Raw genomic sequence first — 17,575 nt, forward strand, 5'->3', positions numbered from 1 at the left:
GGAGAGTGTAAATGATAAATCTCAAAAATCGCTCAAGGATTACACGAAATGAAAAATAGCAGTTGCGGATGCACCGCCCCCAACCCTATTTTCCAAAATCAATCGGCCACCATGTTTTTCACATAAAATTCTGCTGCTGTAAAGCCCCATTCCGAAATGTGAGGAATTACTACTTGTCGTTTCAAAAGGGTTTGGCCCATTCTGCACGAGAGACAGCGGATAACCAGCACCATCATCTTCTACATTCAAGGTCATAGAATCATTTTGCAGCGTTATTTGAATAGAGATTGCTTTTTCTGCAAATCGTGCCGCATTTCCAATCAGATTTTCCGCTACGGTAAGAAATAGCCCGTGATCTATACAAACAGTTCCGCCTGATGGGACTAAAACAGAAACTTTTTTGGATAGCGCCAACAGTCGTGCTGTTTCCTGCAATTCACTCTGCAAAACGGATAGTCTGATTTCTTTTGGCTTAACAGAGAGTTGTTCCAACTTTTGAACACTGCTCATAGCTTCTACATACTGCTCGATCCGTAAAGTGTAACTTTCCAGCCGGTCTATGGTCTGTTCGTCCTGAATACCTTGCCGTAAAAGTTTTACACTTCCTTTTAATACCGTAATCGGGTTACGCAGATCATGGGAAAATGCGGCATTGAGCCGTTTGCGTTCCTCGGCCTGTTGCCACAACAGCCGATTCGATTTCAGAAGTTCACTCCGCATTTCTTCAAAGGCAGCACATAGTTGTCCCATTTCATCATTAGACAAAATCGGCAGCGAAAAATCCAGATCATTATTCTGAATCCGCATAATGCCATTTTGCAGGCAGGAAATAGGCTGCTTCAATTTGAGATAATAAAAAAGAAAGACTGAAACAATCAATCCACCTACCGGGAAAAGAATACAGGAAAGCGTCTGCACAATATTTAGGATAGCCAAAATGCGCTGTTGTGACGCCGTAGGAGATGGCAGGGGTACGATTGAACCATCCGATAGGATTTCTACACCGCCTAAAGGATAATAGTTTTCAATGCCACGGCAAAGAAAGATAACCGCACCAAGCAGGAGAAATGCCACCGCTAAACAGGAGAGGGATAATAACAGGAAAGATTTCTTTAGTCCCATATTTTTTAGGCGTTCCACCGATACCCACACCCCCAAACTGTTTCAATGTAATTGTGCAATGTATGTGCTGCAAATTTAGCGCGTATTTTCCGGATATGCTCCATAATTGTATCGCTGTTTCCGTCCCCATCTAATCCCCACACACGCTCATAAATCCGCTCACGATCAAAAACCTGTCCTGCATTGAGGGATAAAAGTTCTACAATCTCAAACTCCCTCTTAGATAGCGGGATGTTCTGATTATTGATTGTAACTGTTCGGGCGGAATAGTCCAGTATCAATTCACCAAAGAAGCGTACTGCCGAATTATTTTGGCGTCGCTGCTCACGGCGCAAATGTGCAGCAATACGCGCCCCCAATTCATCCAAATCAAAGGGCTTGACGATATAATCATCCGCCCCGGCCTGAAATCCAATAATCTTATCGCTGGATTCAATACGAGCAGTCAAAAAAAGAATGGGACAGGCTATGTGTTCCCGTATCTTCTGGCATACAGTCAGGCCATCCATTCCAGGCATATTGATGTCTAATAAAATTAAATCTGGTTTGTAGGCTACTTTTTTGAGTGCTTCTTGGCCGCTATAAGCGGTCAGAATATCATATCGTGTTTGAAAATAACTCTGTATCATATCAACAATACCGCGTTCATCATCAACGACCAGTAATTTAGGATTCAAAATCATGCACCTCCATTCTTTATATGATATATCAAAAATCTCAAAAATCCCTCAACTTTCTATGAAACCACAGCCGCTAACATTATAAGCACTCCATCAAAACCAATTCGCTTTTTCTGCTTTGAATTGAGGGGTATCGCCTTCCTGGTATGGATTATAGGTATTGCGATTACACCCAAATTCTTTTAATGCCTTTATTTTATTATCCTCTGTCCACTCAACCAGCGAGATTCCATCAAATTCCTCTATATCCCCATTATTCATTTCATTTTTGAAATACCACTCTACAACCGTTTGATCCCCCTTATGAAAAAATTGCTTGATTTCCCAAATAACCACCTTGCCACGGGTATTCCATTCCTGAAACCAATGCTTTACTGTTTTTCGGTTGTTATACTGGGGACTCCAGCTTTCTGTATAAATCACATCTTCTGTAAATATATCATCAATCCCCATATCCTGCTGATTGAGCCACATATCAAACCATAATCGGATTGTTTTTTCTCGTTCATTCATAATATAAACACCTCACCACTCTATGAAACCACAGCCGTTCCCCTACATTATACGATATTCAGAACAAACATTGAAGATAAATGAATTAAAAATGGCGGCCTTGCTTAACAAAGCCGCCGAATAAAAAAGCTTCATTCCACAAAGAACAAAACTCGCCGGATCAGCTCCGGGATATTGACCGGGGCGGTGATATAGTCGTTCACGCCCTCATGCCGGTATTCATATTCCATGGCAAGGTCGTTGTTCTCGGTGAGGATAAAGAACGGCAGAAGCCGGACAGGGGGATTCTTCACTTGGAACATCCCAGCCACCCGCCGCAGCGTATGAAACAGCTCCATTGCTGTGCCGTCCGGCAGTTCCAGATCGCACAGGATCAGTTCAATTTCCTTATCCTCAAAAATCCGGCGCTTGGCCTCCCCAATCGAGGAAACCAGAATCAGGTCAAAGCCCTTTTGCAGCATAGCCGCCCGCAGCACTCCGGCACTGGTATCTTCCGCATGGACAAAGAGCAGCTTGTGAAAAGTCGGGGCCTTTTCGCCGGACAACTGCCGGTAGGCGTATTCCACCAGCTTATCTTGCAGCAGCGGACCTTTCATTTTGTCCATGCACAGCGTCGCGCCCCGGCGCATGGCCTCCTGTTCGTAGTCGTCTTTGTCATGGCAGGACGCCAGAATAAAAGGCAGCTTCTTATCTGTGATCCGCACCTCGTCCAGAAAGTCCATGCCGGAACCGTCCGGCAGGTCGAGATCACAGCAGACCACCAGCGGCATTTCCTCTTGGATGACGGCCCTCGCTTCTTCCAGTGTAGAAGCCGTTTTTACTGGGTAGCCCCGGCGCTGTAAATACTTTCTCAGATTCCATATATAGGTATCACTATCATCAATCAACAATATCTTTTTCATATCCACTCCTGATTTTAATTAGAAATAAAATGATAATAGAAAAAGCGGGGCAGCGCACTGCCGCCCCGCCAATCCTATATGCTTATTCCATCGCTCGCATTTCTTCCACAAGCGATTGATTTTTCTGCCTGCGCATTGTCCAGAAGGACAGAATCACCTCCAGGCCAAACAGCACCAGAACGAACAGCCCCATTTGCAGGAAGGGGAAGGAATATGGCATGATGACTCCATGGAAAGTCATTTCACTGAATTTCCGGGCAGCAATCACTGCAATCGGGAGGCCCGCTGCCAGGGTTGCCAATGCAGCAAAAAACGCATAGCAGATCCCTTCATAAATGGTCATTTGGCAGAGCTGTTTTCTGGTCAGACCGATGGCGCGAAAGACGCTGTTTTCCCTCTTTCTGGACATCTGATTGGAGAGGGTGGTGTTGATGAGATTGACCACGCCAAAGAGGAATACCAGCCAGGACAGTGCCTGAAGCCCTCCAAAAACGACCCGGTTTTCCATTTCCTCATAATCCTTATGTATCCCAATGGTGTCCAGTGCAAGGTCGGGATCAGAAGAAATGATCGCGCTCAGACTGTTTTCAATCTGCTCTGCCTTTTGGGGATCACTGACAATGCTCCAAGAATAATCAAAGCAATCGATCATGGGCATTGCTTCCTGAAACAGCTCTTTGGTTGCAACCATGCAGGTGCTGTCCAATGCCAGAGGACCATGACCATTTTTAAGCCCGTCGTTTAGGAACAGACCGGAAACAGTGACAGGAATCTCTTGATCCCCTATGGTAAGTTTTATAACTGACCCCACATCTACACCAATCATATCTTCTGCATATTCCATATCCAGTGCAATACTATGGGAATCTTGAGGTAAAGTTCCGGACACAAGCGCCGCTTCCATCTGATCCCTGTTTCTATCACTCAACAGATCGCACATTCCGCCGGAAGAACTCTCCTCATTCTCAAACCGCACATGAACCGCCTGACGATTCTCGATCACATCTGTCACGCCGTCCACAGCCAGCACCTCCTGCCGAAGCGCTTCATTCAAAGGATTTCCCTCCGACATTACCTCATATTCTGTTTTTTCAGAGTTCATATAGATTTTATAATCCCCATCCGGGAAAAACTGCCTTGCGATCCGCTCCGGCGAACGAACCAGAAGAATAGAGGCTGTCACCAAAAGGATCACCCCGCCCAGACTTAGGGAAGCCACGATGCTGATGGTCTTTTTACGGTCACGCCTGAAATTTGCAATTCCCATGGAGAGGGGATTTAACCGCATATTCTTCTTATGTGTGTGGGTCTTTCCGCTCTGATTGCCGGTAAAGCGGACTGCTTCAATCGGGGAGATACCGGCGGCAATCTTTACCGGTCTGCGGATCGCAATGGATACCATAAACCTGCCAAGCAGCGCAGTCAAAACAACCGCAGCAGCATAAAACGGCAAATGAAACCCACGGGGAAACAGCGCAAACCCGGCTACACATCCCAGCAAAATACCGATTCCGATACCAGCCCATCCTAAGAAACGGCCTTCCTTTTTGACAATACTCCGGATCTGCTTTGGCGTTGTGCCGATGGTCCGCAGCTGTCCATAGCTTTGAATTTTGTCATTGATCGAGATTCGGAAGATACTTTGTATCACAACATACCCTCCGATGATGACCAGGACTGCGATTCCGGCAACCAGCGCAAGCATACTGACATTCACCGGCTGCTTATAGAATATCATATAGCTGAGGTTCATGACCGGCATTTCCAGCTGATATTCCTTGGCAATCTCCCGGCTGCGGGCAGTCAATTCTGTTTCATCCATCTGCTGCTCATTCTTAAAATGCACATAGGCACGATAATCAGCGGGGTCGTAGCCGCTCCATCCCTTCAGGGCTTCTTTGGAAAGAAGGATGGATGTGCCATTTACCTCTTTTTCCTTATAGCCTTCCAGAATGCCAGTCACCGTGTATTCTCCGTGAAAGCTCTCGCTGCTTAGCATAACCTTTTCACCTATCCCGGCGTCTGCACCATAGTTGGAAAGGAAATAACGGCTCACCACCACCTCATCCTCCTTTTGGGGCAGTCGGCCTTCCAGCAGCTTCATCTGGTCACGGGCAATATACATCGTTTCCTCATCACAATAAAGGTAGGAGGCATTGTATCCCTGCTCCGCAGGTTCCACAGCCAGCATATAATACTCTCCTACCCTTGAGAAGTCATCCAGCCCCTTCAGGGTGGATACATCTTCTTCGGTAATCCTGGTATAGACCGCCTCATAGGTATCCTCCACATGATTTTTCTCTATCTGCCGGGTAGACAAAGCCATCACAATCGAAAAACAAATCAGACAGGATGCCAGCGCAACGGCGATCACCACCATGAGATTCCGACGCTTCTCACTTTTCAAACTTTTTCCTGCCAGTTTCCTGACAATATTTCCTGTATCATTCTCAAATGGTACTGTCATTTTGTCATCTCCTTTAAGTCTTATATTTCTGCTGTCAGCAAAGCGGCGACTTCACATTGGAAGCCGCCGCCTCTGGTTAGTCCATGGTCTTGATCCGCTCTACAAGGGAAAGCCGTTTAGAGTAACGGACAGCAACCACAGAGAAGATTCCGGTCACGACCAAAAGTGCCAGAACAAAAACAACCGTTTCCATCAAAGGGAATTGATAGGACAGTTCCCCAAAAATATTAAAACTGCTGATCACATAGTCAAAAATCCAGCCCAGGATTCCGCCAATGCCAACTGACAAAAATACCGTAACCCCTGCGTACCACAGGCATTCTGCAATCAGCATACGGGAAACCTGCTTTCCGGTCATTCCCACAGACTGCAAAATCCCAAGCTCCTGCTGCCTTGCCAGCAGATTGGTCATCAGGGTGTTGACCAGATTTACCATGGAGAACACAAACAGGAATGCCAGCAGCAGATAAACACCGCGGGTCATCATCTTTAGCTGCGATTCCAGGGATGCCGCATGGTCTGCTCTGGAAAAGACCGTCAGCACCGGATTTTCCAGCAGGCTGAAAATAGACGCCCTGAGCGCATCCGAGTCCTCCGATGTATGGACATTCCAAACAGCCTCTCTGTTCTCAATGTCCGGGTAGAGCTGATCGGCCAGTTCTTCTGTAAGGGTAAACAGGCCCCATGCGCCGGTGCCCGATGTCACTGACGGTTTCGCAATCCCCATGACCGTTACTTCTATGGTCTTACCGTCCATGGATTCAAAGGTCAGCACATCCCCGACAGCAGGCGTATAGCCATAAAACATACTTAAAAGATGATCTTCCGAATCAGTCACGACCACACCGTTGTTCGCGGCAAGCTCCTCATAATCTGCGCTGCCCTGTTCCAGATTTTCCTCCGGCAGCCACTGTTCCATCTGCTCTCTGTCAAACACAGGGAACTTTAATGCAACACTTTCCTGGGGGAGTTTCACCGTTACGGATGTTACTTCATGGCTGGTGATAGATTCCACACCATCTATGGCAAGAAGCTCCTGACGAAGTTCTTCTGTCAATGGATTTTCCCGTGCGATGGCAGGCAATCCTTCCGCGCCTCCCGAATCCATCCAGCTGACCTCATAGTTACAGTGATCTCCCATAGCTTCTATCGCCATCTTTTCGGGACTGATGGAGTTAAGTACCGTAGCGGCTGTTACCAAAAACACACCCGTCAATCCCAAAGATACCAGAGTGATGACCGTCTTTTTCCTACTCCGCCTAAAGTTCATCTGTGCCATAGAGAACGGCGTAATGCGGTGGTTTTTCTGATCTTTCCGGTCTGTTGCCGTTTCATAACCACTGGAGCGGACCGCTTCGATTGGGGATACCCTCGCCGCCATGCGGACAGGCGCATGAATGGACAGAAATACCGTCAGGGCGCAGGCTGCTGCGGTCGCAGCCAGATAAGGCAGATTGCCCATCCAGCTCCAATGTGCCGGGAAAATGGCAAACCCGATGGCCCCTCCAACCAAAAGCCCCAGCGGGATACCGCAAAGAGATAACAGCAATCCCTCCCGCCGCACGATCCGCCGGATCTGTTTTGGTGTTGTGCCAATCACTTTCAGGCGTCCATATTCCCGCATTTTGCCCTTTACGGAAATGAAAAAGATACTGTAAATGACCACGGCACAGGCAACCAGCAAAAGGATTGCCACGGGAATGTAATATTTCATCACGCCGGACTTAAAGCCCTGCATATCGAAATAGTTGGAACTGTAAAAAATCTGATCCTCTGAGACATCGTTGGCAGAAAGGAATGCTGCAATATCCGCCTTGAGCTGCTCCAGCTCCATACTATCAGCACCAGTATAACGAAGCCGAAATTCAAACAGCGGCTCTCCCTGCGCCATCTCCTCCACAAATGCTTCAGATACATAAAGCTGGAACATACGGGAGTCATTCTCCACATCCATGATACCGCTGACGGTATAGGTCTGCTTTCCGTTTCCAAGATTCACTTCTATGGTCTGCCCTACTTCTGCGGGGATTTCAAAATAATCAAGAAATGCCCGTTCTACCAGAATTTCATTGGCAGCCTGCGGAAGTGTCCCAGTAAAGGAAGGCTTCTTACCCAATTCCATCCAGTTGGCATCCGCATACTCCACAGTCAGAACGCTGTCACCATAGCGGGCAGAACCGTAATTCTGGGAAAGGCCCCAGCGTTCCACTTCCGGGCAGTCTTTCAGTCTTTCAATCGTATCACGGTCACAATTCACCACAACCGCCTGATACTGTCCCCGAATGTCCGCCTCCAGTTTTCTGTCACTTCCCGCTCCCGCACAAAAAATCGCTGCCATCAAAGCTGCCGCCAGAGCAATCGTTACGATCACAAACAGGTTGCGCCGCTTATCTGTCTGAATACTTCGTGACGCCAATTTTTTAATGACCGGCCCTGTATCATTTTCAAAAGGCAATGTCATGTCTGCCACCTCCTTTATCCAACGATTTTGCCATCCTCAATCCGCACGATACGGTCTGCAAGCTGGGCAATGGCATCATTATGTGTGATCATTACCAGCGTCTGGTTAAATTCACGGCTTGTTCTCTGCAAAAGCCCCAGCACATCGGCGCTGGTCCTGCTGTCCAGGTTTCCGGTGGGTTCATCGGCAAGGACGATAGCGGGCTTTGACACCAGAGCGCGGGCGATAGCCACACGCTGCTGCTGGCCACCGGAGAGGTTGTTTGGCATATTCTTCAGCTTATCCTCCAGTCCCAGCATGGACACCACATCCGCCATGAATTTCTGATCCACCGTATCCCCATCCAGCTCCACCGGCAGGACGATGTTCTCATGGACATTTAGGATCGGCACCAGATTGTAGTTCTGGAAAATAAAGCCGATATTGCGGCGGCGGAAGATAGTAAGCTGCTCATCGTTCATCTTCGCCAGCTCCTTATCCCGCACCATCACGCTGCCGGAGGTGGGTGTGTCCAGACCGCCCATCATGTGAAGCAGGGTGGACTTACCGGAGCCGGAAGTGCCGACCACCGCCACAAATTCGCCCTCCTCCACAGAGAAGTTCACGCCATCCAGGGCGCGGGTAATGTTCGGCTCTGTGCCGTAGTATTTTTTAAGATCAGTTGTCTGCAAAATTTTCATAACAGTTACCTGCCTTTCTTATATTTGTTGAGTATAGGGTAAAGGGCAAATGTTGCAGAATTGTCCTAAAGGGTATGAAAATCTATGGTGAATTGCTTCAATTTTAGGACAATTCAATCTAATAATTTTTCTCGTAAACTGCTTTCGTAGCAACTGCTGTCATTCTCCGCTGAAGCACTCCAAAAGCAATTATCTGAATAATCACTACCACCACTGATAACAACACGGCTAATACCGTAATTGCTGATATGTGTGTTACCGAGGATACAGCCATAAAGCGGTTAATCATAAATATGGCCGTAATACTTCCGCAAAAGGTAGGGAAAAAATAGATTAGCGCAATCTGCTTCCGAATCATTTTTTTCAAATCCCGTTCTTTCAACCCTAAATATACTGCCCGCTGGTAACTCTCCTGATCTTGCAGGATTGTTCCTGCAATTTTCAGGCACATAATCATTGAAGCTGAAACAAATGCTATAATTGCAATAAAGAAAATCAAAAGCAAATAGACAGAACCCGATTCCAGAAGTATATCAAGCTGGGTAGCCTTTGCATAAGGGTAAAAATCCCATTGCCTTGCTGCATAAAGCTCATTTCCCGCATAGGGAATAATCACATCTGAATACCCGCTGATCTTATCCTGAACAGCAGCCTCTTGATAACTGTCAAAAATTTCTCCGTTGTTTAATGTAACGATTTTTCCTAACAGTTCATCTTGAAATGCTTTGCTGTTTTCCGGGTGATCTCCATTAAAGAGATAGTACCGAAACTGGTAATCCGGCCCCAGACTATTTTTCAATTCTTGAAATGTCTTATCATTCAAAATCAAAAAATAGCTGATCTGGGTGGAATTGTTGACGATATTTTCCTCTGAAATCAGAGATGTCTTAGTCAGATGAAATTCTTTATGAACAGACGGGTTATAAAAATTTCCCTGTTCATTTGAAAATGTCTGAAATGTAGCATTATCCGAATCTTCAAAATACCCGAACCCGTTTTCAGGCAAGGACAAAGTTTGCCCAGTCAAATCTTCAAAGCTGGATTGAGATATAACAAATTCCGGCCCCCATTCATTTTTTTCTTTTTCCTGATATTGATGTTCCCTGCCAATCAGAAGCATATCCAGACTATGCCAGTCAGAAGTGGATATATTATGTTCTTCCGCCATCAAACGGATGGTACTTTCATCCAAATCTTTTTGCTGTTCACCTGTCGTCAAGACTGCATAATCATAGGGATCTTCTTTTACTTGATAATGAAGCTCCAGAAAACTACTCCCGTTAAAGCAGATTGAAAAAACAGTCAGTGCGATTAGTAAAGAAGAAACAAATAAGGATAAGGTATATTGATTTCCTTTCTGCCGCACCAGATTATAAAAAAGGATATTTTTTCTGTATGCTTTTGGAAAAAAGCGTTTTACCAGTGTTCCAATCGTTGTAATCTGCGCTGTCAATAAGTAACCCCCTATCAAGCTGATTACCAGAAAAAGCATTGAGATAGTTTTTAGTCCATCTATTACAGCGGTTATGTTAAACAAAATCACGCCCATAGGAATTGCAAACAATCCCAACAATCCAAGTATCGGTTTTGCGCCTTTTACTTCTTCATTTTCAGAGGAAGAATGGAGAATTTTAATCACATCTGCCTTTGATAAGGAGATTGTATTTTTCAACCGCAAAATCCCCCATGCGGAAATCCAAATCAGTATGGCAATAAAAATTCCCTGCCATCCAATCGTAAAAGTATGGTCTGTATAGGAGAGAAACAGTGTTAAAAAAGACCATACAGCAAATGCAAACGGAATGGATAGGACAACTCCTATCACACCACTAAAGGCGAAAACAAGATCAAACTGTTTATTGTGCATTTTAGTGACTGCTTTCGGTGGCATACCAAGGGAAAGAAAGATTCCTATTTCACCCATTTGGAATTTCATAAAAATGGAATTTGCGTAAAAAAGAAATACAACAATGCCAAGTACTGTGATCCCATACATACCAAGTGCAATCAAATAAGTGGAACCGTCTGTCATAAGTACATCTGTGATTGCAGGGCTGAACAGCAAAACTCCATAAGCCCCTGTCATAAGGATTGCAAAGCAGATGGAGAGGCTTAATATCAGATAGCGCCCCTTATTTTGCCGGATCAGCTTTTTGGCTATTTCATTCAAAGTCATCTGCTCACCTCCACCACTTTCAGAAAATCTAAAATTTCATTCATAAACTGGCGTGGTTCCACAGTACGCAACAATTCTTTTACGATCTTACCATCTGATAGTGCTACCACGCGGTCAGCGTAAGACGCAGCGATGGCGTCATGTGTTACCATTAAAATTGTAGCGTTCATCTTTTCCTTTGCCAGCAAAAATGATTCAATTACCGCAGCACTTGATTTAGAATCCAGATTTCCCGTTGGTTCATCTGCTAAAATAAGCAAAGGTGTATTTGACAAAGCTCTCGCAACTGCAACTCTTTGCTTTTGTCCGCCAGATAATTCGTTAGGATATTTTTCAGCAATTTCCGCGATTCCAAATGTATCAAGCAAATTTTGCGTCTTTTGATCCATTTCCGCATTATCTTTTTTTCCTATGATTTGTGGGAGATAAATATTTTCCCGTACTGTCAGTCCATTTATCAACATAAAGTCCTGAAATATAAACCCCAAAATTGATGAACGAATTTCCGCCTGCTTATTTTTGTCTGTGTGCAGCATATTCTCGGCTCCAATCATAACCGAACCACTATCAGCAGAAAGAAAACCAGATATAATGTTAAGCAAAGTTGTCTTTCCGCTGCCTGATGGCCCCATAACAGCGATAAACTCCCCTTGATTGACCTCCATATTGATTCCCTGCAAAACAGGATAGGTATTTCCCTTTGTGATATAAGATTTTTTCAAATCCGTAACCGTTAAAATTTTTTTGCTCGTGTTCATGGCACAACCTCCTTTGATAAAGTCATTGTAAAACCCAAAGATCCGCGAAATGTTGCTGTGGCCAAAAATTTCATTGAAAATAGGGGGTGAAATGTTACAATGCTCGGACATTTCAAAATCAGTCTGCCATTTTGATCCGTTCCACCAACGAATTTCTGCATTGAATTTTTAGACAGATAGCAGAAATTATAATAGGTGTTATTATTAAGCAGACACCGTAAATCAGTAATGGAATAAAAGGAAGAGCATATTGAAAATAAGTTAATCCATTCGCAGACAATATCCGTACTAACAAATAACCCATCAAGGTTCCTGCCACAACCGTAATAATCAAGCATGGAATAATCAGTAAGACACTTTCATGCAGCAGCATTTTCTTTATCTGTTTTTTTGTCATACCGATAGACTCCAATATTCCAAATTCTTTTCTCCTTGTACTGATACGACTAATCAAGGTGTTTGTCAGATTAAAAATGCTAAACATAATGACAAAGGCAGATACCCCATAAACTTGTACGCTGGTATTATGAATCGTATTTGCCGAAGATGCTTTTACCTCTTGTAAGGTTTCCATTACCAAATCAGGGTGTCGGGACAGTATTTTATTTAATTTGCTTTCTACTGATTTACCCACTTTTTCATATTCAGGTACGGACAAAGTTAAGGAAGCTGTTAAATCCATATCGCCCCACAACTTTTCTATGGTTTCTTTTGGAAGATAAAAGCCCTCATTCATACTTTTTTCGGAAGTACCGGCAATCAAAACATCTATGCTGTGTTCAGTTCCATCAAACCATCGTAATGTCACTTTTTCTCCTATTGACGGGCAAGCATGATAGACTTCTTTCTGTACGCTTGTTCCTAATATAACCATAGCGTCTTGTTTCACCAATGTTTCGTATGTCCAATCAACAGGAAGCGTTTTCAAAATTTCCTCCTGATTATCAGGTGTAATCGGAATAATGGGAATTTCTAATTGTTCATCGTGATACTCAATAATGGCTGCGGTTCTCTCCGTAGCATAAATCTCTTTAACTTCCGGGATTTGTTGCAATTCTTCCATGAGTTCTTGTGAAAAAGGCGTATTAACTTGATACTCCGAAATACCATACGGTTTGGGATTGACTAATGTATTGTGGTTAATCGTAATATAATATTCTCCATCTTCCAAATTCCCCATTCTTGCAAAGGAATCTGGATTCCATGATGATATAAAAGTGGCTCCAACCATAAATAAAATCCCGCCGATTGCAAGCGAGGCAATCGTCAGATTGTGTTTTTTTCGATTCTGCTTTTCGCTCAATACGGCTAAAGAATACGGTGAGAGCCGAATATGATTTTTCCTATTCTGCACTCTATTTTCTTTTAGTTCTGGATCGTTTCCAACATATTTTGTTGCTTCAATAGGGGAAATATTTGAAGCTATTTGTGCGGGCTTGTATACGGAAATTTGTACGATGATAATGCCTAATATTATTGCTAAAATACTTGTGGCTATGGCATTGATAATCGTTATTCCATTCGGCTCTAACAAATATGCAAATATGATACCTACTGTAATACCGGCAGGTATTCCGAACAGGCAGAAACGATACCCCTCTTTACGAATCATCCGCTTAATTTGTTTTTCTGTCATGCCAATAGTTTTGAGCTGTCCAATCTGCGACACTTGATTTGATACCGAAAGGTAGAACACACTGTATATGACAATTCCGCTTGAAAATGCAATAAAAAGAGTAGCTAAAAGAACACCTCCCATTCCTGATCCACTGATAAGTGAGGAACAGAATTTGCTATTAAAATAAAGTTGGTTCCTGCTTATGTCTTGGGATAAAGCCAGACGATATACTGTATTCTCAAAATCAATAAGTCCCATTTCCGTGGCACCATTTACACGAATCAAGGCACTATATGGAATATCAGATAATAACACACCCTGTTCTGCATACGCTGGGGAGACATAAAAGTAAAATGTTCCTGTTTCCACATTATCAGTAAAACCAGTAATGATGAAATCCTCTGTTTTACTCCCCGCCGTTGGTAAAGTGATGGTATCTCCTATATTTAGCTGATACCCCAGCTCTAATTGAACATTTTTATCAATTACAATTTCATTGTACTGTTCTGGACAGGTTCCACTGACTAATTCATAGGATTTTATAATTCCAAAACCAGTCGGCATATAAACCGCTTCAAATTTGATCCCATCCATCAGAAAACTATCACTATGCTTATAGGGTACAATATCTTCAAGATCAGGTTCTTTTTTCAGAACTTCTATCTGTTCTGCTGTAAGCCCCCCGATGGTAACTTGCTGCATTTGATTCAAAATCTTTTGTTCACTAATTTTGCTTCCTTGTTGGAATAAGGAGATTCCCACAATCAAACTAATTGCTAGCGCAATGGTCAAAACATTAAAAAAGCAAAAAATACGATTTGAAGATACATTGCGTTTTGCTAATTTATTTATAATGATGCGGGTGTCATTTTCAAATGGTAATGTCATAGCCATTCACTCCTTTCGCTGTCATCCTAACCCCCAAATGTTGCAGAAATATCCCAAAGGCTCAACAGTTTAAGGGTGAATTGCTTCAATTTTAGGACAATTCATTTTCGTGTGTCTTTTTTATAAAGCCGGATAGATATAAGCAAAACCATTGCTAACTGAATTACAACAAAAAACAGCGTCAGCCAAACGCTCTCATAATAAGAAATATCTGTCCAGAAGATCACCAGATCTACCAGAGCCACCACACCAGCCGACCATCTGATTTTTCTTGGAAAGAAGTGCCGGAGCAGCAGAACAACAACGACCGGCGGGATCAGCAAGCAAGCTGCATTGATGAGTAATGTCTTTGTGATTTCCATAAGGCCACCTCCAATTTCATAATGTTGCTGTCAGCATAAATCCCAAATGTTGCAGAATTGTCCTAAAATCCATTGTCCTCTAAAAATTTTTCAAAAAAGGCAGCCTGCCAAAACAGACTGCCTCAGAATTATTTTATGGGCAGGAACACGGAAAAAGTTGATCCTTCCCCAACTTTAGACTCAACGGTAATATAGCCGCCCTGCATGGTAATGATCTCACGGGCAAGGTATAAGCCGATTCCGACCCCATCTATATCATGCACCGCTTCATCCCGATAGAAGCGTTTGAAGATCGTGCCCTGAGAATGTTCCGGGATGCCTCTGCCTGTATCCGTCACATCTATCCTCAAATACATTTCCCAATCCCGTACCCTTACCTGGATGCTGCCACCGGCAGAGGTGTACTTTACCGCATTATCCAGAATGTTAAACAATGCTTCGGAAGTCCAGCGGCTGTCATGGGATATTGTCAGATCAGATGGGCAGTCCACCGACAGGCTGATCTCTTTTTGTTCCATCGGAGCCAAAACACCATTGATGGCGCTCACCAGCGTATCCCCGATCACAGCATCTTGTTTCTCCAGCGTAATGACCCCCGTTTCCAGACGGGAAGTTTTCACCATTCCCTGAATGAGAAAATCCAGTTTATCCAGCTGTGTGCCTGTGGCCTGCAAAAACTCCTTGCGCTTTTCTTCTGTCAATGGCCTTGTCAGCATCGTATCGTTGATTAGCTTCAAATTTGCGATGGGGGTTTTGGTCTGGTGGGAAATATCCGATACCAGGGATTGCAGTTCTTCCTTTTCTCCCTCTGCCGTATGTCTGGTTTTCTGCATCACATTATAGAGCCGTTCCAGACGATGGCTGATCCGAGACAGCAGTGTTTCCGCTTCATAGTCTACCTGGGGCCGGTCTGTACTGTCCATCATGTGATCCAATGTCTGGCACAAACCATCGGTGAACAGAGAAAGTTTCTTTTGAAAATAGTGCAGAAAAACCATGCCCCAAATGTAAAATGCAGCTGTCAAAATAATGCCGCAGATGACAACACGCACATCTTTCGTCAACAGGAAAAAAATCAACAGCAGCAAAGCGGCAGTGAGCAGAGTCCCCGCCACAATTTTTCTCAAAAATGCCCTGACAGATAAATTTTGCAGCTTCATCGAGGCTCACCGCCGATCCACTGATAGCCCATTCCATAAGCTGTCTTAATATATTTCCTCTCGTCTGTTTCGATTTTTTTGCGGATACGGCTGATGATCGTCGTCAGCGTATGCTCATCCACAAAGTCCCCATCAATGTCCCACAGCTTCTCTAAAATCTGCCGCTTGGTCAGAATAATCCGGGGATTCTTTACGAACAGGAACAGGGTGCGGTATTCCTTCGGTGTAAAGTCCAGGGATTCTCCGGCAAGGGACGCACTTTGTTCGGAAAAGTCGATTTTCAGAAAGCCATCATCAAACAGATCATGCCGGGGTGTCCGCAGTTCCAGATTTGCAAAAACCGCCGCTACTTTTTTGCAAAGCACCGTCACAGAAAATGGTTTGGTCACATAATCCGCACCGCCGACTTCATATCCCTTGAGCATATCGCTCTCCTTATCATTGGCTGTGATAAAGATGATATAGGTATGCTGACCGCGATTCCGGATTTCTTCACACAGATCCAGTCCGCTGCCATCGGGGAGGTTAATATCCAACAGTGCCACATCAAATTCATTTTCGCGCAGCTTTCTTACTGCGCTGTCAAAATTAAAAACAGAAATGACCTCATATCCATCAGAGGTCAGATTGTATGCCAAGGTCCGATTCAAAAGCTGATCGTCCTCTACAATTAGAATCTTCTTCAAGACATTCACTTCCTTCCTTATTTTTCAGCTATACTGATAGGATAAACACAAAATGTTACAGAAATGTCCTAAATCTAAAAATCAAAAACATTTTTTATTTTTCCTTACTATTAGCATTGTAACATAGCTCATCAAGGATACAACTGCACTTTCCCTATTCCCTCTCATAAAATCAGTATAATCATATCTGTCAATAGGCATAATAAGGTTATTCCTTTGCGTAAATCGGCACGATACAATATATTTGAGGTGAATGATTATGCCGATTGATGATTTGACCGCTTTGGGGCAAAAAATGCGGGAAGCCCGAAAGAAAAAAGACCTGACACAACAAGAACTTGCGGATCTAAGTCATGTATCTGTAAAGCAAATCGCCAAAATCGAAAAAGGGGAAATAAACCCGTCCTATTTGATTTTGAAGGCATTGGCAAAGGTGCTACCGCTCTCTCTGGACACTCTGATCAATCCAGATGTTTCACCAGAAGATGAGGGAGCCAATCAGATGAAGATGCTTTATTGCAGCTGTCCATCAGAAATGCGTGAAACCCTCTTGCGCCATACGCAGGAGACCGCGAAAGAACTAACAGAACTATCCGAGAAATTTGAAACGAATTGAGCCGGTGAGTGAAATTTGACTGTTTCCTCACTGGCTCCTTTCATTTCCGGGTAAAAAGGGGCAAGCAATGCCGGTGTTAATACACACCGACCCGCAGAGCGCAAAATCCCTCCGTGATTTTCCACTCCGCTTGCTTGTTGAGGGCAGCGCCCCCAAGCCCCTTTGAACACAGAATTTCATTCTGTGGCTGCGCGTTCTGCGAACGCTTTTGACCAGGACCAGCTTATCGCTGGCCGTGGTCTTTTTCTTTTTCAACATCCTGTTCTACCTCCATTTTCAGCACTCGATCTACATTGGCCTTTGCCGTTAAAAGCTCCCGCATTTCCTCACGGGAACGCCGGTACTCGGCATAGGTCTTTTTCTTTTCTTCCAGCAATTTCGCGTACTCTGTCTGCAACTCTTTGACCTTGGGCAGCTTCTTGACGCCCATCTCATCAAAGGCATTCTTAGCAGCCTGGTGGAGCAGAATTTCTTCCTCATGCTCCT

14 protein-coding genes and 1 pseudogene are annotated in these 17,575 nt (G+C 44.2%); 1 reads left to right on the plus strand and 14 read right to left on the minus strand.

Annotated features, from left to right (window positions below; translation table 11 throughout):
- Positions 1–39: 39 nt before the first annotated feature.
- The 13 genes from OCV69_RS09860 to OCV69_RS09920 form a co-directional block, all read right to left on the minus strand.
- Entirely contained in the window at positions 40–1,140 is a 1,101-nt protein-coding gene (locus tag OCV69_RS09860; protein ID WP_317258419.1) for a HAMP domain-containing sensor histidine kinase, read from the minus strand.
- Positions 1,128–1,805 (minus strand): response regulator transcription factor, encoded by a 678-nt coding sequence (locus tag OCV69_RS09865; RefSeq protein WP_129899828.1) that lies wholly within the window; start codon positions 1,803–1,805, stop codon positions 1,128–1,130. Before OCV69_RS09865 ends, OCV69_RS09860 begins: the two co-directional genes overlap by 13 nt.
- A 90-nt stretch (positions 1,806–1,895) precedes the next feature.
- Complete coding sequence (locus tag OCV69_RS09870; protein ID WP_158358892.1) at positions 1,896–2,315, minus strand: nuclear transport factor 2 family protein; 420 nt, start codon at positions 2,313–2,315, stop codon at positions 1,896–1,898.
- 131 nt (positions 2,316–2,446) lie between these two features.
- The gene (locus OCV69_RS09875) at positions 2,447–3,217 is read right to left on the minus strand and encodes a response regulator (protein ID WP_158358890.1); all 771 of its coding nucleotides are present in this window, start codon (positions 3,215–3,217) and stop codon (positions 2,447–2,449) included.
- A gap of 82 nt (positions 3,218–3,299) precedes the next feature.
- On the minus strand, positions 3,300–5,684 hold the full coding sequence (locus OCV69_RS09880; protein WP_158358888.1) for an FtsX-like permease family protein: 2,385 nt from the start codon (positions 5,682–5,684) through the stop codon (positions 3,300–3,302).
- A 76-nt stretch (positions 5,685–5,760) separates the two neighbouring features.
- Positions 5,761–8,145, minus strand: a complete 2,385-nt coding sequence (locus tag OCV69_RS09885; protein ID WP_158358886.1) for an ABC transporter permease — start codon at positions 8,143–8,145, stop codon at positions 5,761–5,763.
- A gap of 14 nt (positions 8,146–8,159) precedes the next feature.
- On the minus strand, positions 8,160–8,825 hold the full coding sequence (locus OCV69_RS09890) for an ABC transporter ATP-binding protein (RefSeq protein ID WP_003501940.1): 666 nt from the start codon (positions 8,823–8,825) through the stop codon (positions 8,160–8,162).
- 118 nt (positions 8,826–8,943) lie between these two features.
- Positions 8,944–11,001: an ABC transporter permease family protein gene (locus tag OCV69_RS09895; RefSeq protein WP_158358884.1), complete on the minus strand. Its 2,058-nt coding sequence runs from the start codon at positions 10,999–11,001 to the stop codon at positions 8,944–8,946.
- Complete coding sequence (locus OCV69_RS09900; protein WP_158358882.1) at positions 10,998–11,759, minus strand: ABC transporter ATP-binding protein; 762 nt, start codon at positions 11,757–11,759, stop codon at positions 10,998–11,000. Before OCV69_RS09900 ends, OCV69_RS09895 begins: the two co-directional genes overlap by 4 nt.
- A gap of 118 nt (positions 11,760–11,877) precedes the next feature.
- The gene (locus OCV69_RS09905) at positions 11,878–14,265 is read right to left on the minus strand and encodes an ABC transporter permease (RefSeq protein ID WP_158358880.1); all 2,388 of its coding nucleotides are present in this window, start codon (positions 14,263–14,265) and stop codon (positions 11,878–11,880) included.
- 101 nt (positions 14,266–14,366) lie between these two features.
- Positions 14,367–14,627, minus strand: coding sequence for a hypothetical protein (locus tag OCV69_RS09910; RefSeq protein ID WP_025532026.1), 261 nt, complete (start codon positions 14,625–14,627; stop codon positions 14,367–14,369).
- A 128-nt stretch (positions 14,628–14,755) separates the two neighbouring features.
- Positions 14,756–15,787 carry a sensor histidine kinase gene (locus OCV69_RS09915; RefSeq protein ID WP_025532027.1) on the minus strand — a complete coding sequence of 344 codons (1,032 nt, stop codon included), beginning with the start codon at positions 15,785–15,787 and terminating at the stop codon, positions 14,756–14,758.
- On the minus strand, positions 15,784–16,473 hold the full coding sequence (locus tag OCV69_RS09920) for a response regulator transcription factor (protein WP_039959333.1): 690 nt from the start codon (positions 16,471–16,473) through the stop codon (positions 15,784–15,786). The genes OCV69_RS09915 and OCV69_RS09920 overlap by 4 nt, the downstream gene beginning before the upstream one ends.
- A 259-nt stretch (positions 16,474–16,732) precedes the next feature.
- Here OCV69_RS09920 and OCV69_RS09925 point away from each other — a divergent pair, with 259 nt between their 5' ends.
- Complete coding sequence (locus tag OCV69_RS09925) at positions 16,733–17,089, plus strand: helix-turn-helix domain-containing protein (protein ID WP_158358878.1); 357 nt, start codon at positions 16,733–16,735, stop codon at positions 17,087–17,089.
- A 223-nt stretch (positions 17,090–17,312) separates the two neighbouring features.
- On the opposite strand, the pseudogene OCV69_RS09930 reads toward OCV69_RS09925, so the two are convergent.
- A pseudogene (locus OCV69_RS09930) lies at positions 17,313–17,575 on the minus strand (relaxase/mobilization nuclease domain-containing protein); the annotation flags it as partial.

It is taken from the genome of Alitiscatomonas aceti (genome assembly GCF_025567195.1).
In the GTDB taxonomy this organism is placed as follows: Bacteria; Bacillota; Clostridia; order Lachnospirales; family Lachnospiraceae; genus Alitiscatomonas; species Alitiscatomonas aceti.